Here is a 22,304-nt window from a genome sequence, read left to right on the forward strand (position 1 = left end):
CGTGGCACCTACATTCTCCTTTACGCGTGCTCCCATCACACTTTGGATACCTTTTTCAGCGACCTGCTTCTCAAAATCAGACAACAGCGGCTCAGGGTAGTTTTGATGGATGGAAGCTTGAAGCTGGATTTCAGCACTCACGCTGTTAACTTCCTGTTCCAAATCCAGCGTATCGGTGGTTGTATTCAAGTGTAAGCCGTTGGTTCCTTGCAGCAGGATGCTACCTGCCGAAAGACTAAGACTGCCTGTGGCTTGAATTTGTATACGTTGGGTGCTGTTCAGGCTGACACCGTTATGGGTATTCATGGAAATGTACAGTGACCCTTCCTGCGCACTCATCGACAGTTCAGAGTTCCCTAAGGAAATTTCTTTTCCTTGCGGGTTCGCAAAGGATTTGACTCCGGGATCGGCAGTTTTACGCTGGTGGCGTTCTGCTGGTGATTCGACCACAGCACCTTGGGCTGCGTGAGATGAAGGGACGGCAACAGTAGATGGTTTCGTCCGTACCGATTGTATGACCATCGCATCATCTTCGTCTGCACTTGGAAAATACAGCTTCACCTGCGCCCCTTTTTCCGGCATGAGATACCACACCTGATTGCCCTCGGCAGAGTAGGGGAACCACTGAGCATCCTTGGGATTTTGCTGATTATCCATATCCAAATGTAATCGAACCTGATTCCGGCTGACCTCCAGTATTTTTCCTTCAATGGATGCACCGATGATGGTTCGATTGTATATTTTAGGCACCTTTAATCCCTGCGACAACGCGCATTCATACGACCAGGTCATCAGGCCACGAATCAACTGGCCTTCACGTTTAGTGATGACATAGGTTTCGTGATTGCGCTCGACTTCATCTCCCAGTTGCAGCATGTGATCCCATTCAAAGGTATACCGGGTGTAATCTCCAATAGTGGCCGATTTCCAGCCGTTCGCCTCCTGATCTAGATAGGGAGCAATTTTGCGCTGCAACGTAAAAGGAACCTCTTTTAAATGAATATGTTGCCTGCCCTGTGGAATACCGATCCAAATTTGCGCATGGTGGGAAACGATATTAGGAACGAGAAGGGCACCTACATGCGAAGCCAGCCGTTTTAAAAAGGTCCAATCCGTCTCCTGATACTGCATGATGAATTGACCTGTCGCTTTTTTCTCAAAAGCTTCATCAATCTTGTCTGAGCCTTTATAATCGGCTAGTACCGCATCTACAATATCTACATACTTTTGATGGATGTGTTGAAAGGAGCGGTTTTTGAGCTGCGTATCCAGTTTGAAGCTATGAGAAATGACGTCGAGATTCACCACGATCTCTTGATGCAGGTGCTGTACATCTACGCAGTACAATTGCCCCATAAATAAAGGGTGTTTCCGTTCCTTGGCATCCGAATACCAGAGTTCGATTTTATCGTCGCTGCTCGCTTTAGTAATGATCGTGTCTGCCTGATCGGCTTCCAAGCTGCCTGTGATCACCAGTCTGGCATGTTCTCCCAGCTCATGACTCATGTGGACGTGTGAAAGTCGCAGCTTTCCATAGGGCCAGATGACATGTAGATGCTGATAGGTAAAGCGGTCTTTCGCTACGATGCTCATCCCTTACTCTCCTTGCTTGATAAAATCAGCCATCCTGTCCGTCATCTGTAATGGAGATGATGCCTCCACCACCCGATCCCGTAGCGGAATTGTCCGTGCTGCCTCCAGCAAAAAAGGAGGATATCGCGTCTGTTACACCTGTGCAGCTACACATTAAGGTCGAATTACTGAGCAGGGCAGGGGCACCCTCGATCAACACATCCTCTTTTCCGCCTGTCCACTTGGACCCAAACGCAATTTCCGGCTCACAGGGAAGACCCTGCTTCAATTTACACAGACCAAAAGCATTGATTTTGCTAATATTCGCTCCACAAATGGCATCTTCTACGTTCAGGACGGGTTTATCCTTAATGTAGACGCCGTGGCTGTACATCGTATTAAGCACACCCGGGTCTGTACCTTGACTGCACTGTAGCTTGGCTCCTCTGACCACATAGGAATGCTCTCCGCTGAGTGCACCTTGGGCCAGTGCCTTAATAAGTAGGGGTAAAAACATATAAGCACCTCCTTGGATAAAAGGTAAACATTTAAGAAAGCTCCGACCATGTCGCGGTGTGCAGCATGGCATAGGTCAAGGGAACCCATAGGGGGGCATCCTCGAGCTTAAACTGGCAGCTCCCGATCACAGCCTTGCCATGCCAGGAGCGCACAAAGGCAATCTGATAATAAGGGGAGGGGGAAACTAGAAAAATAGCTTCATAGCAGCCCATGATAGTATCTTGAATAGAAAGAGCCTTTTCATCCACAAGCTTCATACTCGGTTGTACACGACTCGTTTGCTCAATCATCTGTTGTTGATAGATTTCTATTTGCGAGGGGTCCAGATCCTGCCCACTTTGGTGCAGTCCGAACAGGATTCCGCCCAGCTTGTCTTGAACGATGTAGCTTTTCGATGGGTCCATCGTCTGCCTGGCACGAGCCTCTGGAATGAGAGAATCCGGCAGGGATAGGGTGAGTTGATCCTCGAAAACAGGAAGGGCTTGAAAACGGATTTCCTGCTGATCCGGAAGGGTTAGTGAGCCCTTCAAAATTCCCTCTATCGCTTCTTCAATAGATACCAGCATCCAGCTTTCATCGTTCTCCGCCCCGCTTAACTGCTCTTTCAACGTTTGTTGATAATGCAGCTTCAAAAAAAATTCATCCCAATGCTCCGTCAAGATTGAACCTCCTTATAAGAGTTCTAGCTTCTGTAGCCGAAAACCACGCAAACTTCGACGAAGTAAGCTTTCAGCAGCCTCCAAGCTAACGATGAAATAAGGTTCCTTTACGTTGGACAGTCGAAAAAAATGATGTCCATTCACCTTTTGACTATCCAGCACAAGGCGTTTCAGCGTTTGATCGTGCGGATAAAATTCAGTCTGCTCTGAAATACCATCCACAGAGGGAACAGATGAAATCCAATATAACTCCTGGCGGCCAGGCTCCCGGTTCACGATATACAGCTGTTTAAAACGGGCTTGTGGATTATATAGCTCCAGAATCCGTTTCATCGGATCGGAAAGCAGCGGCTGTGAGGCTGAAAAAGGCAGCCAGTCCGCATACTCCGCATCTTCTGTCGCATGAACATCTAAAACCTGAGCCGGGGGCATGCCAACAAATGGTGTTTTAAAAAGAACCGTATTTACAGGTTCGATCTGGCGCGAAATACGATGATCGTCGACCAGCACATAATAATGGCGCATACACATTCCTCCTTACTCTGTCCACACGATGGATTGACGCTGAGCTTCATTCAGCTTCCAATGCTGTTGGTACCTTCGCGGGACAAGGGTTCCTTGCATCGAAGCCCCCTCAAAATACGCATGTTCAAACGAATGTACATCCGTAAAATCGGCCCCATCCAGATTGGTGTATTCAAAACGAAGTCCGCATAGCCCCGGCACCCGAGCTCCATATTCCCGATGTGGCTGTCCACTGGCACGGCTGAAGCTAGCACCTCTCAAATCGCTATATCTAAAATCCGTGTCGGTCAGTAGGCACCCCTGAAAGCTGCCTCCTTCCAAATTCGCTCGTTGCCAGATGCTCCCGATCAATATGCAGGTGTGAAACTGGCTTTCCCGTAAGTCACTGTGGCTAAAATCGTTATAGCGCAAATCCTTTCGGGTCAGGTGGAGGTGGGGAAGGGAGAGCCGCTTTAGGTTTTCGTAAACATAGGGCTCTTCTTCACTGGATTGCATCAATTGTTCGCTTACATCATCTGGAACAAGCGCTTTCTGATCTTCGACATATAGATTCTCGCTGATATCCTTGTACTCGCCTGTTCGGATGGCTAAACGATCAGCTTTATGAATGGCGAAATACTCAGGCATTTGAACTGCTTCTGCCATTCCTAAGCGCAGGAGGGAGTTCACAAACTGGTGGAAAAAAGGTGCGGATTCCAGCATCAGTCGTTCAACGTCCACAGAAGTAATCGTCCCCATGTATATTTTTCGTTCCTGCTCCAAGGTTTCCAACATGGTACTCATCGGTGCGTAAGCCCATGATGCGTCATAGGTTAGCTTGCAATCGGAATCATCTTCGTACCATTCAGCAGAATAAGCCTCGACTATGTATAGGTAGGATTGCTCCAGCATCTGAGTGCGCAAGAATGAATAGTGGATATATCCAATGTGTTCTTTTTGACCTTGTTGCTGCATGCTTAGAATGCGTATACACAAATCCCTGAACGAATTGTTGAAGTCCGAAATGAGCTGATCCTGACAACGTTGGAACTTGTTTTCCAGCGTATCCAGCTGTAATTCCAGTAAGGGTGTAAAATGATACTCCTTAAAATGGTGTAACGCCGCTTGTTTATCCATCTGCTAGTTCTCACCTTCCGTTAGTTCATCTTAATTTCCGTGCCGGAGAAGGTGGTTTTGTCATCCAGCGTAATAGTGTTACCTTTACCGGATAGCTCGATTTTTCCGGCGGAAAGCTGGATGTTGCCGGAACTCATAACGATATCGGAGGTCGCGCTAATACTCACATTTTTTCCGCTTACAATATCAATGCCGGTTTTATCGTTAATCACAATGGACATTCCGTTACCTGAGATGACGATTTGATCCGGGGCCAGCATGATTTCTTTGCCGTATTTCGTTCGCAGCGTCTTAATGGCCGGGTCAGCCATTCGATCTGGTGCAGGAGCTGCTGCGGACATTGCCGAAGAAGACTTTGCTCCGGCAGACGAAGCAGCAGCAGTCGCATGTCCAGAAGCGGCAGAGGATTTTCCCGTGGAAGGCTGCGGTTCTCTTTTAACCGAGCTGATCGCGTATCCTTCTTCCTCCTTATAACTGGGGAAATAAATACGAATGCTGTCCCCGTCCTCAGGCATACAATACCAGCCCGTGTTATCCGCAGATGCATAAATGGTAGAGTAGGGGAACCAGTAATCCGTGTTCGGATCTTGCTGATCGTCCATATCGAGCTGGGCGCGGACCTTGTCCCCACGAACGCTCCGTACCTTGCCATGAATGGAAGCACCGATAATGGAGCGATTGTAGTCTTTAATAGGACGTAAGCCGCTTCGTGGCGACAGCTTGGCGGTATGGGTCAGCACGCCATCCTTCATCTCCGTTAGCACCTCAGCTACGATCAGCTTATGGCCTTGGAAGGTCACTTCATACCCAGGCTCCAGCAGCTTCTCTGTCTCGACCTCATATTGGATAAAATCAGCATCGCGTACGCCGGGAATATGGTTTTCGGAGGCGGTTTGAAAATCCGCGACCCGTTTGGTGACTTTATAATTGGTGGATTGTATTTCTCCTTTGCTCAGGCCCATAGGCAGGCCAAAATAAAACTTTGGTACGCCATAGCCCACCGCAGGAATGAGTGGAGAGTAGAAGTGAGAAGCCATCCGTTTCAAAAATTGCCAGTCGGTTTCATCATATTGCATGATAAAGGTGCCGATGGGCTTCTTATGGGACACAACATCCATGGCTTCGGCTTTGGAGTAGTCCGATACGATACTTTCGATCAGACCCGTGTAGGTGAGCTTGGGGTTCTGGAAAGAGCGCTGATGCCGCTTAATATCTAGCTCATAGGTATGAGATATGGCTTCGACGGTCAGGTAATGAACGCCGTGAACGACTTTTTCCTCCACATCCAGGGCAATACCTCGAAAAAGGGGCTGTCGATTGCCATTTTTGTCTGTAACAAAAGCTTTGACCTGAGTTTCTTCATCTGAAGCACGTACATACAGCTCGCGCTTTTTCTCCGAGATGATGCCTGTACAGATCATCCGGGCATGGTCATTGACTGTTTTTAAGATTTTAAGCTCATGAAGGCGAACGAATTCATAAGGCATGATTTCGATATGACCGTACGTCACGATATTTTCCATAGGTGTCTCCTTTCCTAAATCCAGCATATGTATTTATCGGTTAAAAGAGAGAGTTAGTTTATAGAATGGCCCATTCGTTGGGGGATTTTCTATGTGTATTTCTGGAAAGCAGAGGATGTATATTCCTTTTCATCGTCTCGACACGTGGATGGTAGTAATAAATCGGAACGCGAAAGCATTGATATGCAAGAGATGGAAAGCAATTTGAAAATGTCCCACGCTCAAGAAATTGTACGAGGGTTGAGTGCGGGAATAGTGCTGACTTCGACTACCTGCGTCACATGCAAAAGGATGGGCTGCTGTCATGCACTTGCGGAGCAGGAGAACAGGCTTATTTGGTGATTGAATTCTATGGTATGGGAACAACCTAATTCCAGTATTAGGCTATTCCCTATGGGGATTGCAAACGTAAAACAAATGGTGAAGCTCATGAAAAATAAGCAGCCCATCCTCGGTTGAGAATGGACTGCTTATTTTCGCTTCTCTACATCGGTTTTCCAGTTCAGATTGCTTATTTAAATAAAGGCAAGACTTTTGCTTGGATTTTATGCAAGAGGAACGATTTTCACGCTAATATGGATCGAGTATTCCGAAGGAGACTTTTCATAAAATCGGAGTCGGGAGATACATTGCCAACAATTTTAATTCTACGCTTTCTAACATCCAGACTTTTCATTTGATCGGTGAGAGCAACGCCGTTAAAGGGTAATCCGTCCGGTAAAGGAACTTCAAATGCGTAATTTTTAGATTGGTTCGTGATGGGGCACATGACGGCAAAACCAGTCAACTCATTAAAAGGTTTATCAGATAGTGTGATTGCGGGTCGTCGTCCAGCTTGTGGATCAAAATCTAGCCAAACCAAATCTCCGCGTGCAGGAATGATCAAATCAATTCGTCTCCCTCGATACCAAGATCAACTTCTTTGTGACGTGGCGAATCTGTTTTAATTTTTGAAAGTAGCATAGACAAATGGTCGCGCAATTCTTCATTCGTTTCTTGAGGTTTTATGAGAGGCCGAAGGATAATTTCTTTTTCAGATGTTACGATCATTTCAACCTCAGAGCCTTCCTCCAAATCAAGATGTTTAAGTAGCTGATTCGGAATACGGATCGCAATGCTATTTCCCCATTTGCTAAGCGTAGTAGTCGTCATGAGGATCATATCCCTTCTCGTTTTATGTTCCAATTATACCCCATCCTTTGCATGATGTATATACATATGATATACATCCGAAAAGAGTTTGATACATATAACGTGATGAGTTTTGTTAAGTTACTAAAGGAAATTAGTATATCATGCACAGAGGCGTAAACTAACTTTCATATCACGCCTGTTGATTAACCAGAATAAGTAATTTGATTCATAGAATCAGAGACACGCTTAAGAAGAACATGCTGAATCTGGATCAGCCATTCCACCGGTAGATTTTGCAGAAGAAAAAGACGAGAAAATCGAGCAAAGGAAAGAATCACATAGTTAAGCCACTGCGAGCGGCATGATCCACCCCGGAACGATAACTGTCCCATTGTTCTAAGGCAGCTACACACCCGTATTGAAGTAAGTGGGTTACTGTGAATTTACGGGCTTTGTCTTCATAATCTGCTCCCTTGGTAACGCTTTGCACTTCTTCCGGTGTCAGAATGGATGGAAGGATGAATGGGATCGTGATAGACTTTTTCATGGAGTCGTCACCTTTCGGTTAAGTTTGTAGGGGTACAAACATTTTACCGAGTTGACGGCTCTTTTTCTACCATTTAGTGGTTAATCAACAGGTGTGCCCCTTGATATACTTTAGCTCGTTATATTAAGTTTCTTATTTTCCGATAATTTTTGCCCTACATTCCATACTGAAATTGTTCTATTTGCTCTCTCTATTATTCTCTCATTGCTACGTATCCACGTACCACATCCGACATCATCCTTTGCTACACTCCTTATATAAAGGAGATGATAACTTGGATACTCAACGGAAACAGCCTAAGGGGGAGGAACATACGAAGCCTTCCGAAAATACAGCCGAACAATATGAGAGCTTGGTACAGCAGGAAGACGAACACATAGAGAGACTTAAAACTTGCACAAAGCTCATTTTGGATGCGCTGGCTATTATTTCTCAAAAGGCAAGCGTACTGCACATGGAAACGGTCAAAGAAGCAGCAGACCATCTTCATATCATGGAACTGGATTTACGCAGAGAACTGTTTAAAGTACGTTTGAAAAAAAGTATTTTGGCAAATAAAATGAAGCAAATCCAAGCATAGCAGCGGAGGGGACGGAATCGTTCTGAAGAAGCGGAGCGTTCGCCTTTGAATCCGGATTTTTACCATTAGAATATAATAAAACAATCTGGGGGCAACAGCGATCGGAAGAATGATCCGTCCACGTAGCGACCTCACATGCACGTACTTGCTCAATCCAGCCCGTAATCAAAATACTCAAATAACCCGACATGACCCTTCACGGTCTACTCGGGTTTTCTCATTTTATAGCCCTATCCTCACCCATAAAATCTCGATCACCCTCCAAGCACCACCGCTCACGTAGTTACACGCACTCCCAACATCATGTATAGTAAAGTTATGGGAAATGAACATGAACCCGCAGATCACGATGCTTAACCGCACTATTTCTATAATGCAAAAATGCAAAAAACGAGGAGGAACGTGATGAACCATCCAACACAGATTCAAAATATGCTGCAAGCCGCGCTGGAGACGGGCGGAGATTTTGCAGAGGTGTTCGTCGAGGACCGTACCAATGGACAGTTAGGAATGACCGGGGGAATCGTGGATACGGCGCTGTCAGGCCGGGATTTCGGGATTGGTATTCGGATCATGAAGAAGCATTTTTCGGTGTACGCCTACACCAGTGACATGAGCGAGCAGAGCCTGATTCGACTAGCCCAATCGGCCGCCAAGGCCATTCGCGGAGGTGGAGCGCCAGGTACACAACCGATCACACTCCATCCCCACGCGATCCCTAATCATCATCCGATTGCCATCATTCCCGACGGCTCACAGAAACGCGCCAAGATCGACATGATGAGACGTGCGCATGAGGCAGCAAGCCAATACGATCCTTCCATTACGCAAACCTCCATTGGGATTAGCAACTCGATTCAGAACGTGCTGATCGCCAATAGCAACGGACTACTGGTGGAGGATACCCGCACGTATACACGCATGAGAATAAGCGCGATTGCGACAACTGGGGAGCATAGACAATCCGGTTTTCGCGGGCCGGGTGCGTATGCAGGGACTGAATTTCTGGAGAGCCTGAATATCGAGGAAAATGCGAGAGATGCGGCCCGTATTGCGACCACAATGGTAACAGCAGGATACGCGCCTAGCGGCAGACTGCCCGTCGTGATTGAGAACGGCTTCGGCGGGGTTCTTTTCCACGAGGCGTGTGGTCATGGGCTGGAATCTACGGCAGTGGCGCATGGAACGTCCGTGTTTGCGAATAAGATTGGGCAGCAGGTGGCTTCGCCGCTCGTCACGGCTGTGGATGATGGAACCATTCAGAACGCGTGGGGCTCGCTGAATATAGATGATGAAGGAGCGCCGACACAGCGCAACGTACTGATTGAGAACGGTATTTTAAAAGGATATCTGATCGACCGCATGGGCTCGCGCCAGATGGGTGTACCTGCGACGGGGTCAGGACGAAGACAATCCTATAAATTCGCGCCTGCTTCCCGCATGAACAATACGTTTATTGCGAACGGAGATTCGACCCGTGAAGAGATCATTGCGAATACGGAGAACGGGATCTATGCCAAATCGCTGGGCGGTGGTTCGGTGAACACCTCGACAAGCGAGTTCAATTTTGCCGTCGAGGAGGCGTATATGATTCGTAACGGAAAAATTGCCGAGCCGGTCAAAGGCGCAACGCTGATCGGAAAAGGGATTGAAACGCTCCAAAACATAGATATGGTCGGCAACAATCTGGATCATGGTCAAGGGATGTGCGGCTCGGTCAGCGGAAGTCTTCCAGTCAACTGCGGACAGCCCACGATTCGAGTGTCCGAAATGACCGTCGGCGGACGGAAGGGGGAATAGGCGATGGATATTCAGCAATTTCAGGAAGCGTTGTTCACAAAAGGTCGGGAAATCGGCTACACGGATATGGAAATCTACTATGTAAATGGACGATCTACCTCGGTTAAGGTACTGAAGGGAGAAATTGACCAATATACCATCGTTGAAAATGGCGGACTTTCCTTCCGGGGCGTCATGAACGGGAAAATGGGCTATGCCTCTACGGAGAAGCTGGAGCCGGACGTGATCGACTTTTTATTGGAGGAAGCACGCAGCAACGCGGACATATTGGAGAGCGAGGAACAGGATGAACTGTTCGAAGGCTCTGCAAGCTACCCTGAGCAGCCTGCCCATGCCGCAGCGTTAGCTGACACGGCTCCTGAGATTCTTATCGAAGCGGCGCTGGAGATGGAGCGTACAGCGCTTGCCGCAGATCCACGGATTGTAATGGCTCGGCACTGTTCGGTCAGCATTCGTGAAAATGAAGTCCTGATTGTCAACACGAAAGGGCTGCACTGTCATCGCCGCAAAAGTCTGGCGACCGCTTATGTCTACGTGATTGCCCAAGAAAATGACGAGACGGTCACCGGGGGCTGGCATGATTATTCCCTGCGGAGTGTGGAGGAAATCAATATTGCAGATGTGGCGCATAGAGCCGTAAAAGAGGCTGTTTCCAAGCTGGGTGCTCACACGATTCAATCGGATAACTATCCGGTCATTTTCCGTCATGATGCCGCAGCACAATTGCTGGCTGCGTATACGTCGGTATTTTCAGCAGAGTCAGTGGATAAAGGCTTCTCACGTCTAGCAGGGAAATTAGGGGAAAAGGTGGCAAGCTCCAAGCTCACGCTGGTGGATGATCCGCTGATGGAAAATGTTCCGGCAGGCAGCACATTCGATGCTGAAGGTAGTGCTACACGTCGCAACGAGCTGATCAAGGACGGGGTACTACGGACGTACTTCCATAACCGCAAGACTGCTCGCAAGGCTGGGGTGCAAAGCACCTCTAATGCTTCCAAGGGCGGCTATAACGGCAAAATTGGTGTGTCTTATCATAATCTGTATGTGGCTCCCGGTTCTTCTACCTTGGAGGATATGATGCGCAAAATGGATCGCGGGTTGATGATCGTCGAGCTGCAAGGATTGCATGCAGGTACGAATACGGCGTCCGGTAATTTTTCGCTGGCTTGTCTGGGATACTGGATTGAGCAGGGGAAGGTGGTCAGAGCGGTGAATCAGATTACCGTATCCGGTAATCTCTTTGACGTGTTACAGCAGATTGAGGAAGTTGGCAACGATTTGTGTTTTACAGGAAGCTGCACCTCACCTTCGCTCAAGCTGGCTGCACTCACGATTTCAGGGTCATAATCACGGGAGCAACCTCCTTTTTTCCATACTCACAGCCTATTACTAATGATCCGATTGCCTGCGTATTACAGGTGCTTGGGACATCGGGGTATGGTAAAGTAGGAGAAAGTTCTTAAAATATTTAAAAAGGGCTTGGTTACAGCACCGCGACAGGGTATTATAGACAATAATATATTCGAAAATAGGTTTTCGAATTGAATTTTTATTGGGGGATGGATATGAGATATATAAGCACTAGAGGTGGAGTAGAAGCCAAGGGATTTATTGATACCGTGCTCATGGGGTTAGCTGACGATGGTGGCCTGATGGTACCGGAGCAGATTCCGGTGGTGTCGGCGGCAACGCTGGAGCAATGGGCCACATTGAGCTACAGAGAGCTGCTGCTGGAAGTTTTTGCGCTGTATATCAATGATGAAATTCCTCGTGAAGATTTGGAGGGACTGGTGGAGCGCAGTTATGCGAGCTTCCGCCACCCGGAAGTCACGCCAGTGAAGAAGCTCAACGATTCCCTCTATATTTTGGAGCTGTTCCACGGACCGACGTTTGCGTTCAAGGATGTGGCGCTGCAATTTATGGGTGAATTTTATTCCTACGTGTCCAAGAAGCAGCATGAGATCATTCACATTTTGGGTGCAACCTCGGGTGATACCGGGGCGGCAGCGATTCAGGGCGTGCGTGGCAAGGAAGGCATTAAAATCTGTATTTTGCACCCACACCAAAAGGTGAGCAAGGTACAAGAGCTGCAAATGACGACCGTTGACGATAAAAATGTACTGAACCTGTCCGTGAAAGGGAACTTTGACGATTGTCAGAAGGTCATTAAGGACCTGTTTGCCGATCTGGATTTCAAAGGTAAGCATCATCTGCGGGCGATTAACTCGATTAACTTTGTGCGTATTTTGGCGCAAACGGTATATTACTTCTATGCTTATTTCCGGGCACAGGAGACTGCGGGTACGAAGAAGATTAATATCAGCGTGCCATCCGGCAACTTTGGCAACATCTTTTCCGGCTTTCTCGCGAAGAAAATGGGCTTGCCGATTCATAAGCTGATTATTGCGACAAATGAAAATAATATTTTGGAGCGCTTCGTGAAGACAGGTGAATATAAGCCGGGCGGCTTTAAAAGCACGTATAGTCCCTCCATGGACATTCAGGTGGCGAGCAATTTCGAAAGATATCTGTACTATTTCCTTGGAGAAGATGCAGCGAAGGTAACTGAATACATGAATACCCTCAAAACCGAAGGACGGATTCTGATCAGTGCGGAAGATTTAAAACGCGTACAGCAGGATTTTGAAGCCCTGGGCGCTTCGAACGAAAAGTGTCTGGAGCTGATCAGCAAATACAAAGCCGAATATGACTATTTGCTGGACCCGCATACGGCTTGCGGTATTGCCGCGTATGAGGCGTATAATGGCGAGGGAGAAGTGTGTGTGACCTTTGCGACGGCGCATCCGGCCAAATTCGACGAAGCGATTCGTCTGGTGGACATTAAGCAGGAGTTCCCAGCGCAGATTGAGCAATTGTTCTCCAAATCGCAGCATCAGCAGGTGGTAGAGCATGACGAAGCGGAAATTGTGCGTCAGCTTGAAGCCTTCTATGTGTAGAAGACAATCACGCTAAGAACGGGTGCCAGGACATCATGATACGATTGAACCCCAAGAAGGCTATGCTCCGTGTGTAGCCTTCTTTTTAATTATTTTCATACTTTTGGATAAACTAGCCACGTAACCTCATTCTGGATGATGGATATAAACCTTATTTTGTTCACATTATTGTACCTTGTGGAGTAAGGTATAAAAACCTCGTTTCATCGTGAAAATCCCCGTAAAACAAGGGATTTTGGCTTGGTAATATGACAAGGAATGATAGATTCATAGAGATATTTAATGAAGGGGCCAAAATTTTTTTATGAGCAAATTAGATGTATTTTTATAAAAAATCATGTATAGTTAACTAAATTTTATGAATACATAAAACCCTACTCTCAAGAACACGGAATGAATCCGTTCTGTTCTCTGGTAGAGGAGTCAAATATAAAGGAGTGTTTTAGAAAAGTGACCATTATCCGTTCAGAGCAGAGTCAACAGGCAGCAGCCGAATATGTGCAGTCCGTTTTTGAGAAGGTTATCGCGCGCAATCCTCATGAGAATGAATTTCATCAAGCCGTCAAGGAAATATTGGATTCGCTGGTTCCGGTACTGGCCAAGCATCCCAAGTATATGCAGCAGGGGCTTTTGGAACGGCTTGTGGAGCCAGAACGGGTCATTACCTTCCGTGTGCCTTGGGTAGACGACGCAGGGAACGTACAGGTCAATCGTGGCTTCCGGGTACAATTTAATAGTGCCATCGGTCCTTATAAAGGCGGAATCCGTTTTCATCCGTCGGTGTATCTGGGAATCGTTAAATTTTTGGGTTTTGAGCAAATTTTCAAAAACGCACTGACAGGTCTTCCGATTGGCGGCGGCAAAGGCGGCTCCGATTTTGATCCCAAGGGGAAGTCAGATAACGAAGTCATGCGCTTTACACAAAGCTTCATGACCGAGCTGTATAAATATATTGGCCCGGATACCGACGTTCCGGCAGGAGATATTGGTGTAGGCGGGCGTGAGATCGGTTATATGTTCGGGCAATACAAACGGATTCGCGGGGGACATGAAGGTGGCGTCCTCACAGGCAAAGGGATTCATTACGGAGGTAGTCTCACACGTACGGAAGCGACGGGTTACGGTTGCGTGTATTTTGTAAATGAAATGCTGTACGCTCAAGGCTCGTCCTTTGAGGGAAAACGTGTGGTCGTGTCGGGTTCGGGTAACGTATCTATTTATGCGATTGAAAAAGCACAGCAGCTCGGCGCTACAGTCGTTGCCTGTAGTGACTCGAATGGCTACATCTATGATCCGGACGGCATTGATCTGAATCTGGTGAAGCAGCTTAAAGAAGTCAATCGTCTGCGGATTAGCGAGTATACCCAAGAGCGTCCAGGCGCAATATATACAGAGGGCTGTTCCGGTATCTGGTCGATTTCATGCGATATCGCACTGCCATGTGCCACACAGAACGAAATTGACGAACAAGCAGCACAATTGATGGTAAGCAATGGAGTAAAGGCTGTGGGTGAAGGTGCGAATATGCCATCCACGCTACAGGCTATTGAAGTATTTTTGGGCAATGGGGTTCTGTTTGGACCAGCCAAAGCTGCCAATGCAGGCGGGGTTGCAGTTTCTGCGCTCGAAATGTCACAGAACAGCATGCGCCTGTCATGGACCTTCGAGGAAGTGGACACCAAGCTGAATGATATTATGAAGAATATTTATGCGAACAGCGTGAAGGCGGCTGAGGAATACGGCGTGCCTGGGAATCTGGTTGTAGGGGCGAACATCGCCGGATTTGTCCGTGTGGCAGACGCTATGCTGTCTCACGGGATCATTTAATGGATGGGATACAGGCTAGGCTGCTGCGGCTGGAAGAGGGTAAGAGAAGCTGAATAGCGTTGTATGAGCTATCACATAAGTAAGTTATACAAGAGGAAGCTGAGTAGTCCCTTGCGGGGTTGCTCAGCTTTTATTTGATAAGAGTCACTTTATTTTTTCACAGGGACTTGATTTGTTCTCCAAGAGGATGTATATTACATGATAGATCAATTATTGATGGATCAAAGGTTGGATTGTTAAGCCGAGTGACATGCTTGAGGGAGGAGAGATTGCTATCACCCAAACATCACCCGAGGCTAACTATATTTTTGAAGCGCTGTGGCTGTTGAACAAGCAGATTAGCTCCAAGTTTGAGCGATGTGCAGGAATTAGCGCATCCAGATTACAGCTGTTGTGCAAGCTGTATCAGGTGGATGAGATCAGTCAGACCTTGCTGCAAAAAGAGGTTGGCATCGACGGTGCAGCCGTAACCCGCCATTTGAAGCAGCTTGAAGCGACATCCATGGTCACGCGGCGCACCAAGCCAGAGGATAACAGGGTTACACTGGTAAGCCTGACCGATTATGGGCGTGAACGTATTGTTACTCTTAAACAGGAACGCTCACAGTTTGTGGATCGGCTGCTCCAAAGCTTCGACGAGACCCAACGGCACCAGTTAGCCGATATGCTGCAAGTTATGAATGGTCATATGTCCGAGATGGACTGACCCCAATTATATTACACCCCTAGGGGAAATAAGGAGGAATTTACATGCCAGTAATTACTATTGAAGCAGGCAAATTAAATAAAGAACAAAAAAGATCGTTGGTCACTGAACTTACCACATCAGCTTCAACCATAATGAATGTACCCGAATCGGCTTTTATTGTTTTGATTAAGGAAAGCGAAAGAGAAAACATTGGTTTCGGAGGAAAATTATTATCTGATCGCTAATGTCAGAAGAAGATTATACGGCTGGCCGGACTGAATCTCAAAGAGAACAGCCCTGGGAAGAAAAATGGAAAATCCAGTATACCAAACGAGGACGCGCAAGGCTAAGAGCGCTACTGTTTCGGGCCGTGATGCCCATGGTGGCGAAGAATGCGGAGTTTAAAGCACTGCACCAATACTTTACCATTTCCATAAGGGCAAAGACCCCGCGTGACATGGGAGGGTAAGCCGTCAAGAGTCAGGAGTGGATATCCCAGGTTCGATCATAGAAGTCGATCCATAGATTGGGAAAAATGTCCCAACTCTATTCCTGTCATCGGCTCTACAAGAAAATAATGACATACTTATATGACTTTTCCAGTGTTCGATATGTCAATGGCTGAAAACCGAAGAACGAGTGAGAAAACATGAGAAAATATTAATTATAGTGGGAGAGATTTGAATGAGTAATACGAACACATCCAATATTGTCAAAACAAATGATTTTAAAGAAATTGCCCTGGGCCGCCGTTCTGTCAAAGTATACGATCCGTCTGTGAAAATTAGCCTCGAAGAAATGACAGAGATTCTGACTGAAGCGACACGCGCTCCATCGTCCATTAACCTGCAACCTTGGCGTTTTCTTGTGATTGACAGCCCGGAAGGTAAAGCAACCTTGGCACCGCTCGCCAGCTTTAATCAACGTCAAGTCGAGACATCTTCGGCAGTGATTGCCGTGTTCGGGGATTTGAACAACTTTGATAATTTTGATCAAATTTTCGGAGAAGCTGTAGAACTGGGCTATATGCCAAAAGATATTAAGGAAATGCAACAGGAGAAAGTAGGAGCTCATTTTGCAGCGCTTGATCCTGCTATAAACAAAGAAACCGTTCTGATCGACGGTGGTCTGGTATCTATGCAGTTGATGCTGGTGGCACGTGCTCATGGTTACGATACGAATCCAATCGGTGGATATGACAAGAGCAGAATCGCTGAAGCTTTTGGTCTTGAGAAAGATCGTTATGTACCTGTGATGCTCATTTCCATAGGTAAAGGAACCAATGATGGCCATCCATCCACTCGTCTGCCGATTGACCAAGTTGCTCAATGGAAATAAAAGAAACGAGTTATCATCTATACGCAATATAGAAAAAACAGGCGAACAAAGGAAGAATCCTTTGCTTCGCCTGTTTTTGTGCTGCTTGGGTGTATTAACTTTCCGACCCATCAGTAGGGTCAGTGGTGTCAGACTGATGGGGGCGAAGTCGCTTGGGCCATGTAATTCGGTGGGTAGTATGGCTAAGCTCCTCATAAAATAAAGGCCCCTTTCTGAACAGGCGTATAACCAGATGCAAAAAGAACGATCCGTCGATGACCAACAGCATCAGGCTGATCAGAACACCCGCCCATGGAGGGACTTGAGGCCAAAGCACGGGTCCACCCAGTACGTAATTCATGCCAAAATACAACCAATACAAGAGGCTGTAGCGCTTCATGAGCTCCCACAGGGAAATACGTTTTCCTGTCCCCGCAAGATGTATCCGCACCAGCCATTTACCTGGGGTTCGTCCATTCGTCAAGTAAGGAATCAGCATGAAGTATACTCCACTGGATACCCAGAAGGCGGCAGGTACACGGAGGTAATCCATAACACCGAGCAGACCTGTCCAGATCATGGAATCCATGAAAAAGGCTACGCCCCGTCTGGTATAGGATACCCGCTTGGTTGTGATGTCCAAATGCTTGTCCAGATGCTCCAGACGCGGGAGGAAACGCGAAAACCACTCGCCCACAAGAAAGCCCAGCATACCGCCCAATGTATTTGCCATCAGATCGTCCACATCGAACACACGATACGCATGGTCAAAAAATCCGTATAGTCCGGTTAGCTGTGTCACCTCAAAGAAGAGGGAAAGGCCAAAGGACAGGATCAGACACCATCCCCACCGCGCACGAAAATAATAACGTAAGAACATACCGAAAGGAGCAGTCATAAGAACGTTAAAAACGACCTGGAGAAAAGCGCGTTCCTTCAGCAAATGCAGATAGCTGGAGGGTTGGGAGGGAGTAACGGATGTCTCCCTTATAATGTCGTGAATAAACTGTAAGGGCATGAGCTGCAATGCGCCTCCAGTTAACGCCGTATTATGACGCGATGCCGGAAGCGGCAAAATGACCAGAAAGAAAGCATTCATTAAGTATAAAAGCAACAGATAAAGTATCAATGCCCTCGTTTTATGGATATAACCATGTCTGCGGTACTGTACGATTAGAAAAGGCAGCGTAAACAGCAACGCGGCAAAAGGAAAGGCGAGAAAGGCGTAAGAAACAGGAAACAGATACGATTTAATCATGAGCTGCTTACGCCTGCTTTCCCCGGAACTTCACCAAAGACCAGATAATCAGGAACGCCATGAAAGCTACGCATACGCTGATACTGATCCGGTTTTGCGGATCAAGCAAGAACAGGAACGCAATCACCCACAGGCATCCGACGGTTATCGCTGTGACATAAGGAAATCCCCATATTTTGAAGCTTGGCTCTACCGGGTAAGATTTGCGCAGCTTTAGCTGCGACAAGCAAATACAGCTCCAGACGAGCAATACGACAAAGCCCGGTACGGCCATCAGAATACGGAACAGTCCGTCTTGAGCAATATAAGCGACCATCGAACCGACAATCAGGATCACGGCACACCATTTGAGACTATTCACCGGAACCCCATTCGAGGATACCCGGGCGAGTGATTTAGGACCTTCTCCGTTGACTGCCAGCGAATGCAGCATACGTGTAGCCCCGTAAATCCCCGAATTGGCGGCAGACAGTACGGCGGTAATCAAAATGAAGTTCATGACATGGGCCGAGCCTTGAAGTCCTGCCGAAGACAGCACCTGTACGAACGGGCTGGTATTCGCATCCAGTTTATTCCAGGGAATCAAGCCGCAAATGATGAGAATCGGCAGCGTATAGAACAACACTACGCGAAAAATAAAGCTTTTAACCACCTTGGGAAGTACCTTTTCCGGATTCTCTGTTTCTGTTAACGTCAGGCCAATCAGCTCAGACCCTCCGTAGGAAAAAGTAACCACCAGCAGCGCTGAGAAAATAGCCAGCCAGCCATTGGGGAGAAATCCGCCATGCTGTATGTAATTGCTAAGATAAGGCGGAGTTTCAGTTGGGATAATGCCGAACAGGATACAGCCGCCCAATGCAATAAAGATGATAATCATGGTAATTTTAATACCCGCAAGCCAAAATTCCAGTTCCCCGAAACCACCGACACTTAGCATGTTGACCACAATAATGAAGGCTGCACTTGCTAAACTGAGTACCCATAAGGGAACACCCGGTAACCAGTATTGAAGGAAACTTCCCGCTGCGATAACCTCAATGATGCAGACGGCCAGCCACATGAAGCAATACAACCAGCCGATGATGAAGGAAAGCCGTTCTCCAAAAGCTTTGCGAATAAAATCCTTCATATTCATGTTGGGATAGACGGTAGCCATCTCGGCAATCGCGCCCATGACGACCAAGAGCAGAAGTCCCGCGAAGACATAGGATAAAATAACTCCAGGCCCCGCCAAGCTGATCGTTTCGGTACTTCCTTTAAAGATACCGGTCCCGATAACTCCACCCATAGCCATAAAGGTAATATGCCTAGGGAGCAGCTTTTTGTGCAAAGTGGCTTCATTTGATTTCAATCCGAAATCCTCCTTCATCAAGTCGATCTTCAGCAAGCCAAACAGGGTTGCTTTAATTAGATTTATACTACATGAAAATATCCAATTAGGAAATGAAAGAAATAGGATTTGGCAAGGAGTTAATCTTACATCATTCTACTATGACAAAATGGAGAGGAATAATGAAGTTTCGCATTGTAGTGAAGGATTAGCTCCGCAATATTCCTTTGGCCCGCACTTGCTTAAGCCAACCAGGAAATTCGTTTAGTAGACGGTCGTACAATTCTGCGTCTGTCACGGAGTCGATGTCATCCAAGGCGAAAAAATCTGCATTATCCACTGCACGACCGCGCAGATTATCCAACTTTTGAAGGACTCCAAAATCGGCATTACCGAGTCCGACGAATTGCCAGAAAATCGGAGTTTTCGAGTACTTGATCAGCAACTTTGATATTTTTTTCGTTTCATACACGCCGCCATCACTGAAAAAGATAATGTAGGTTGGGATTGTTTCATTAGGTACTTCTTTTGTATATTTTAAAATAATATCCGTCATCACTTCAGGCTCATTGTTACCTACTCCTATTCTCCCATATCCAGGTTCTGGGAAAGTTCGTTTTACGTAATTCTCGTAATCCCGTACCGTGACGCTTGGAGCGCGTTGGGCTTTGTCTGCAAAAAACCATACGTCCATTTCACCGTCATCATCCATGCAGGCGGCTACAGCCAATACACGTTCGAAGGCTTTTTGCACGGTTCCCAGTGAGTACAGCTTCCCCATGGAACCAGAAGCGTCTAATACAACCGCTACTCGTGCTTTTTCATGGTCTATCTGTTTCTTTTTCAGTGAAATTTGCACACTCTGTTTCAGTAAATTGATTTTTCCGCTACCGGGAAAGGAAGCCGCCGCCTCCGCTTTGACATTCACAGTATTCGTCGGTGCTGCTGGCGATTCCATTTCCTCCACGGTGACACCATGCGCCTCGGCAAGCGGTTTCAGGCCTCCGTTGAAGCCACGCCCAACTGCGCGGAGCTTGAAGCCTGACGTATGGCGGTATATTTCAGCGAATACGAGTGACGTTTCTTTGGTGGCCTCGGTAATGCTATAGGCGATATGTACCTGCCTTCCCTGAACGGTCAATGTGCAGCCAATCACATCGGCAAAAGTGCCTGGACCATCCAGAGTGGCGGCAAATACACATTTATCAACCCCAGTTCCTTGCAAATCCCTTAAGGCTACAGTGAATTCAGCGGTTTTGTCATTCGGACGCTGTAACCGTACATGGTCATGCGGATCAGCTGGTTGATTGTAAAAAATGAAATAGTCATCTGAGGAAACCTTTCCGTTGGTTCCTACCATAAAACAGCTAACATCCAGCTCGGCTGGCGCATGCTCCCATGTAATTTTTACCCGCACTATTTCTTCTGAGCCCAAAGGAGCATTAGCTCCTGTACTTAATACCATTTTTGAACCACTCATGCTGTCTACCCCCTATGTATTTCAAAATCATTATATTTATACAAATTGTACCATGGAAATCGTTTATTCGCCTTATTTCGAGCAGGAATTTTTGTTCATGGTAGACATAGTAGAAGATGATATGTACTCTTGAATTGCTGCCTCGTTTTATAAAAAAAGATGCCTGCATATGGCAGACATCTGATTTTTCATTCTAAATTAAGCTTTTGGAGATACCAGGATTTTAACCTGATTTTTTTCTTTCAGCAGACCTTCAAAACCTTGCTCAATCACTTCTTCAAGCTTAATACGTTTGGTAACGAGCTTGTCAGCAGGGAAATATCCTTTTTCCATCAAGCTGATGACAGCCGGGAATACATCACGGTAGCCGATAATGCCGGTCATATTACGTTCCTTCATGACAATATTATTCGGTTTGATCGGAGCTTCTTTTTCAAAAATGCTGACGATCATGATTTGTCCACTAATTTTAGTGGATTCAATAGCTTGAGTCAGCACAGGAGGAACTCCAGTGACTTCATAAGCTACATCTACGCCGCCGTTAGTCCGTTTGTGCAGTTCTTGCACAACATCATATGTCTTAGGATCAATCACGATAGCACCCAGCTCTTCAGCTTTAGCTTTACGTTCCTCGGAAAGCTCTACTGCATAAATCTCAGATGCGCCTGAAGCCTTCAAAGCTTCAATAACTAGCAATCCGATAGGACCAGCCCCAAATACTACGGCTTTGTCGCCGACTTTCAGCTGGCTTTGACGAACAGCATACAAAGCAACGGCCGAAGGCTCTACCAAAGCTCCTTGCTCGAAAGACACGCTTTCTGGAATTTTGTGTACCATATGCTCATCAGCTGCGACATATTCAGAAAATCCACCGCCGCCGCCTGCCAGACCGAGGAAGCCCATTTTATCGCAAAGATTATAGCTACCCTGTCTACATGCATTACATTTTCCACACGCAAAAACCGGCTCTACGACAACACGGTCGCCAACCTGAATCTTGGTTACACCTTCGCCGATTTCGACGACTTGTCCAGAGAATTCATGTCCCATTACGATCGGCGCTTTTTCTCCAGTCAAAGGATGAGTAGCATCTTGGGAAATGAAAATAGGTCCTGCTACATATTCATGAAGATCACTTCCGCAAATACCGCACCATTCTATCTTGATTTTTACTTTTCCTGCCAGAGCGGCAGGCTGCTCAATGTTTTCCAAACGTAAATCCTTTACTCCATGCCATCTCAATGCTTGCATGTCTGTCATCTCCTTGACGAATATATGATCTTTAATTGCTATAAAATCGGATGAATTAGGAAACGTTTCCGAAAGATAATATGTCACAATTTTTACACATTGTCAAACCAAATTCATACAAAAAGCACTTGATTTTTGTGTGAATATAATCACTTGTTACTACAGTGCTATATTTGGCTTACCGCTTTGTACAAAGAGATTTTATAATTTTTAGTGGGGCA

Annotated in this window: 21 protein-coding genes and 1 pseudogene; 9 read left to right on the forward strand and 13 right to left on the reverse strand. The window is 46.7% G+C overall.

Annotation, left to right across the window (positions count from 1 at the left end; genetic code table 11):
* The 9 genes from ACIFQM_RS12215 to ACIFQM_RS12255 all read right to left on the reverse strand — a co-directional run.
* A partial coding sequence (locus tag ACIFQM_RS12215; RefSeq protein ID WP_430065646.1) for a contractile injection system protein, VgrG/Pvc8 family occupies positions 1-1,593 on the reverse strand: 1,593 nt, incomplete at its 3' end.
* Between the two features lie 25 nt (positions 1,594-1,618).
* On the reverse strand, positions 1,619-2,089 hold the full coding sequence (locus tag ACIFQM_RS12220) for a DUF4280 domain-containing protein (protein ID WP_430065648.1): 471 nt from the start codon (positions 2,087-2,089) through the stop codon (positions 1,619-1,621).
* A gap of 31 nt (positions 2,090-2,120) precedes the next feature.
* Complete coding sequence (locus ACIFQM_RS12225; RefSeq protein WP_430043480.1) at positions 2,121-2,750, reverse strand: hypothetical protein; 630 nt, start codon at positions 2,748-2,750, stop codon at positions 2,121-2,123.
* A 12-nt stretch (positions 2,751-2,762) separates the two neighbouring features.
* The gene (locus tag ACIFQM_RS12230) at positions 2,763-3,275 is read right to left on the reverse strand and encodes an imm11 family protein (protein ID WP_430043478.1); all 513 of its coding nucleotides are present in this window, start codon (positions 3,273-3,275) and stop codon (positions 2,763-2,765) included.
* Positions 3,276-3,287: 12 nt separating this feature from the next.
* Entirely contained in the window at positions 3,288-4,391 is a 1,104-nt protein-coding gene (locus ACIFQM_RS12235) for a pentapeptide repeat-containing protein (protein WP_430043476.1), read from the reverse strand.
* 20 nt (positions 4,392-4,411) lie between these two features.
* Positions 4,412-5,914 (reverse strand): hypothetical protein, encoded by a 1,503-nt coding sequence (locus ACIFQM_RS12240; RefSeq protein WP_430043474.1) that lies wholly within the window; start codon positions 5,912-5,914, stop codon positions 4,412-4,414.
* 565 nt (positions 5,915-6,479) lie between these two features.
* Positions 6,480-6,800, reverse strand: coding sequence for a type II toxin-antitoxin system PemK/MazF family toxin (locus ACIFQM_RS12245; protein WP_430043471.1), 321 nt, complete (start codon positions 6,798-6,800; stop codon positions 6,480-6,482).
* Positions 6,797-7,099 carry an AbrB/MazE/SpoVT family DNA-binding domain-containing protein gene (locus ACIFQM_RS12250; RefSeq protein ID WP_430043469.1) on the reverse strand — a complete coding sequence of 101 codons (303 nt, stop codon included), beginning with the start codon at positions 7,097-7,099 and terminating at the stop codon, positions 6,797-6,799. Before ACIFQM_RS12250 ends, ACIFQM_RS12245 begins: the two co-directional genes overlap by 4 nt.
* A 283-nt stretch (positions 7,100-7,382) precedes the next feature.
* Positions 7,383-7,595: a hypothetical protein gene (locus ACIFQM_RS12255; RefSeq protein ID WP_430043468.1), complete on the reverse strand. Its 213-nt coding sequence runs from the start codon at positions 7,593-7,595 to the stop codon at positions 7,383-7,385.
* A gap of 274 nt (positions 7,596-7,869) precedes the next feature.
* Between ACIFQM_RS12255 and ACIFQM_RS12260 the strand changes: the two genes are divergently transcribed.
* From ACIFQM_RS12260 to ACIFQM_RS12300, 9 genes and pseudogenes are all read left to right on the forward strand, one after another.
* Positions 7,870-8,175 (forward strand): hypothetical protein, encoded by a 306-nt coding sequence (locus ACIFQM_RS12260; RefSeq protein WP_430065650.1) that lies wholly within the window; start codon positions 7,870-7,872, stop codon positions 8,173-8,175.
* A gap of 405 nt (positions 8,176-8,580) precedes the next feature.
* A complete protein-coding gene (locus ACIFQM_RS12265; RefSeq protein ID WP_430065652.1) occupies positions 8,581-9,975 on the forward strand; it encodes a TldD/PmbA family protein in 1,395 nt (464 codons plus the stop codon).
* A 3-nt stretch (positions 9,976-9,978) separates the two neighbouring features.
* A complete protein-coding gene (locus ACIFQM_RS12270) occupies positions 9,979-11,322 on the forward strand; it encodes a TldD/PmbA family protein (protein WP_430043462.1) in 1,344 nt (447 codons plus the stop codon).
* Positions 11,323-11,540: 218 nt separating this feature from the next.
* Complete coding sequence (thrC, locus tag ACIFQM_RS12275; protein ID WP_430043459.1) at positions 11,541-12,932, forward strand: threonine synthase; 1,392 nt, start codon at positions 11,541-11,543, stop codon at positions 12,930-12,932.
* 450 nt (positions 12,933-13,382) lie between these two features.
* A complete protein-coding gene (gene gdhA / locus ACIFQM_RS12280; protein ID WP_430043458.1) occupies positions 13,383-14,759 on the forward strand; it encodes an NADP-specific glutamate dehydrogenase in 1,377 nt (458 codons plus the stop codon).
* Between the two features lie 250 nt (positions 14,760-15,009).
* The gene (locus ACIFQM_RS12285; RefSeq protein WP_430043455.1) at positions 15,010-15,465 is read left to right on the forward strand and encodes a MarR family winged helix-turn-helix transcriptional regulator; all 456 of its coding nucleotides are present in this window, start codon (positions 15,010-15,012) and stop codon (positions 15,463-15,465) included.
* A gap of 44 nt (positions 15,466-15,509) precedes the next feature.
* The gene (gene dmpI / locus ACIFQM_RS12290; protein WP_354454040.1) at positions 15,510-15,692 is read left to right on the forward strand and encodes a 4-oxalocrotonate tautomerase DmpI; all 183 of its coding nucleotides are present in this window, start codon (positions 15,510-15,512) and stop codon (positions 15,690-15,692) included.
* Between the two features lie 6 nt (positions 15,693-15,698).
* Positions 15,699-15,874 (forward strand): annotated as a pseudogene (locus tag ACIFQM_RS12295) (transposase); the annotation flags it as partial.
* Positions 15,875-16,131: 257 nt separating this feature from the next.
* Positions 16,132-16,785, forward strand: coding sequence for a nitroreductase family protein (locus ACIFQM_RS12300; protein WP_430048163.1), 654 nt, complete (start codon positions 16,132-16,134; stop codon positions 16,783-16,785).
* A 94-nt stretch (positions 16,786-16,879) separates the two neighbouring features.
* Here ACIFQM_RS12300 and ACIFQM_RS12305 read toward each other — a convergent pair whose 3' ends face one another.
* The 4 genes from ACIFQM_RS12305 to ACIFQM_RS12320 form a co-directional block, all read right to left on the reverse strand.
* Positions 16,880-18,022, reverse strand: a complete 1,143-nt coding sequence (locus tag ACIFQM_RS12305) for a VanZ family protein (protein ID WP_430043451.1) — start codon at positions 18,020-18,022, stop codon at positions 16,880-16,882.
* 7 nt (positions 18,023-18,029) lie between these two features.
* Positions 18,030-19,373, reverse strand: a complete 1,344-nt coding sequence (locus tag ACIFQM_RS12310; protein WP_430043448.1) for an amino acid permease — start codon at positions 19,371-19,373, stop codon at positions 18,030-18,032.
* A gap of 187 nt (positions 19,374-19,560) precedes the next feature.
* Positions 19,561-20,832: a VWA domain-containing protein gene (locus tag ACIFQM_RS12315; protein ID WP_430048169.1), complete on the reverse strand. Its 1,272-nt coding sequence runs from the start codon at positions 20,830-20,832 to the stop codon at positions 19,561-19,563.
* A gap of 198 nt (positions 20,833-21,030) precedes the next feature.
* Positions 21,031-22,083, reverse strand: coding sequence for a 2,3-butanediol dehydrogenase (locus tag ACIFQM_RS12320; protein ID WP_430043446.1), 1,053 nt, complete (start codon positions 22,081-22,083; stop codon positions 21,031-21,033).
* Positions 22,084-22,304 lie beyond the last annotated feature (221 nt).

It is taken from the genome of Paenibacillus sp. NRS-1782 (assembly GCF_050467685.1).
In the GTDB taxonomy this organism is placed as follows: Bacteria; Bacillota; Bacilli; order Paenibacillales; family Paenibacillaceae; genus Paenibacillus; species Paenibacillus terrae_A.

What these genes read in the sequence shown, in the direction of transcription:
- ACIFQM_RS12270 (WP_430043462.1), top strand. Translation starts at nt 9,979, where the DNA reads ATGGATATTCAGCAATTTCAGGAAGCGTTGTTCACAAAAGGTCGGGAA.
- ACIFQM_RS12315 (WP_430048169.1), bottom strand. Translation starts at nt 20,832, where the DNA reads ATGAGTGGTTCAAAAATGGTATTAAGTACAGGAGCTAATGCTCCTTTG.
- ACIFQM_RS12305 (WP_430043451.1), bottom strand. Translation starts at nt 18,022, where the DNA reads ATGATTAAATCGTATCTGTTTCCTGTTTCTTACGCCTTTCTCGCCTTT.
- ACIFQM_RS12235 (WP_430043476.1), bottom strand. Translation starts at nt 4,391, where the DNA reads ATGGATAAACAAGCGGCGTTACACCATTTTAAGGAGTATCATTTTACA.
- ACIFQM_RS12220 (WP_430065648.1), bottom strand. Translation starts at nt 2,089, where the DNA reads ATGTTTTTACCCCTACTTATTAAGGCACTGGCCCAAGGTGCACTCAGC.
- ACIFQM_RS12285 (WP_430043455.1), top strand. Translation starts at nt 15,010, where the DNA reads ATGCTTGAGGGAGGAGAGATTGCTATCACCCAAACATCACCCGAGGCT.
- ACIFQM_RS12320 (WP_430043446.1), bottom strand. Translation starts at nt 22,083, where the DNA reads ATGCAAGCATTGAGATGGCATGGAGTAAAGGATTTACGTTTGGAAAAC.
- thrC (WP_430043459.1), top strand. Translation starts at nt 11,541, where the DNA reads ATGAGATATATAAGCACTAGAGGTGGAGTAGAAGCCAAGGGATTTATT.
- ACIFQM_RS12300 (WP_430048163.1), top strand. Translation starts at nt 16,132, where the DNA reads ATGAGTAATACGAACACATCCAATATTGTCAAAACAAATGATTTTAAA.
- dmpI (WP_354454040.1), top strand. Translation starts at nt 15,510, where the DNA reads ATGCCAGTAATTACTATTGAAGCAGGCAAATTAAATAAAGAACAAAAA.
- ACIFQM_RS12255 (WP_430043468.1), bottom strand. Translation starts at nt 7,595, where the DNA reads ATGAAAAAGTCTATCACGATCCCATTCATCCTTCCATCCATTCTGACA.
- ACIFQM_RS12230 (WP_430043478.1), bottom strand. Translation starts at nt 3,275, where the DNA reads ATGCGCCATTATTATGTGCTGGTCGACGATCATCGTATTTCGCGCCAG.
- ACIFQM_RS12240 (WP_430043474.1), bottom strand. Translation starts at nt 5,914, where the DNA reads ATGGAAAATATCGTGACGTACGGTCATATCGAAATCATGCCTTATGAA.
- ACIFQM_RS12265 (WP_430065652.1), top strand. Translation starts at nt 8,581, where the DNA reads ATGAACCATCCAACACAGATTCAAAATATGCTGCAAGCCGCGCTGGAG.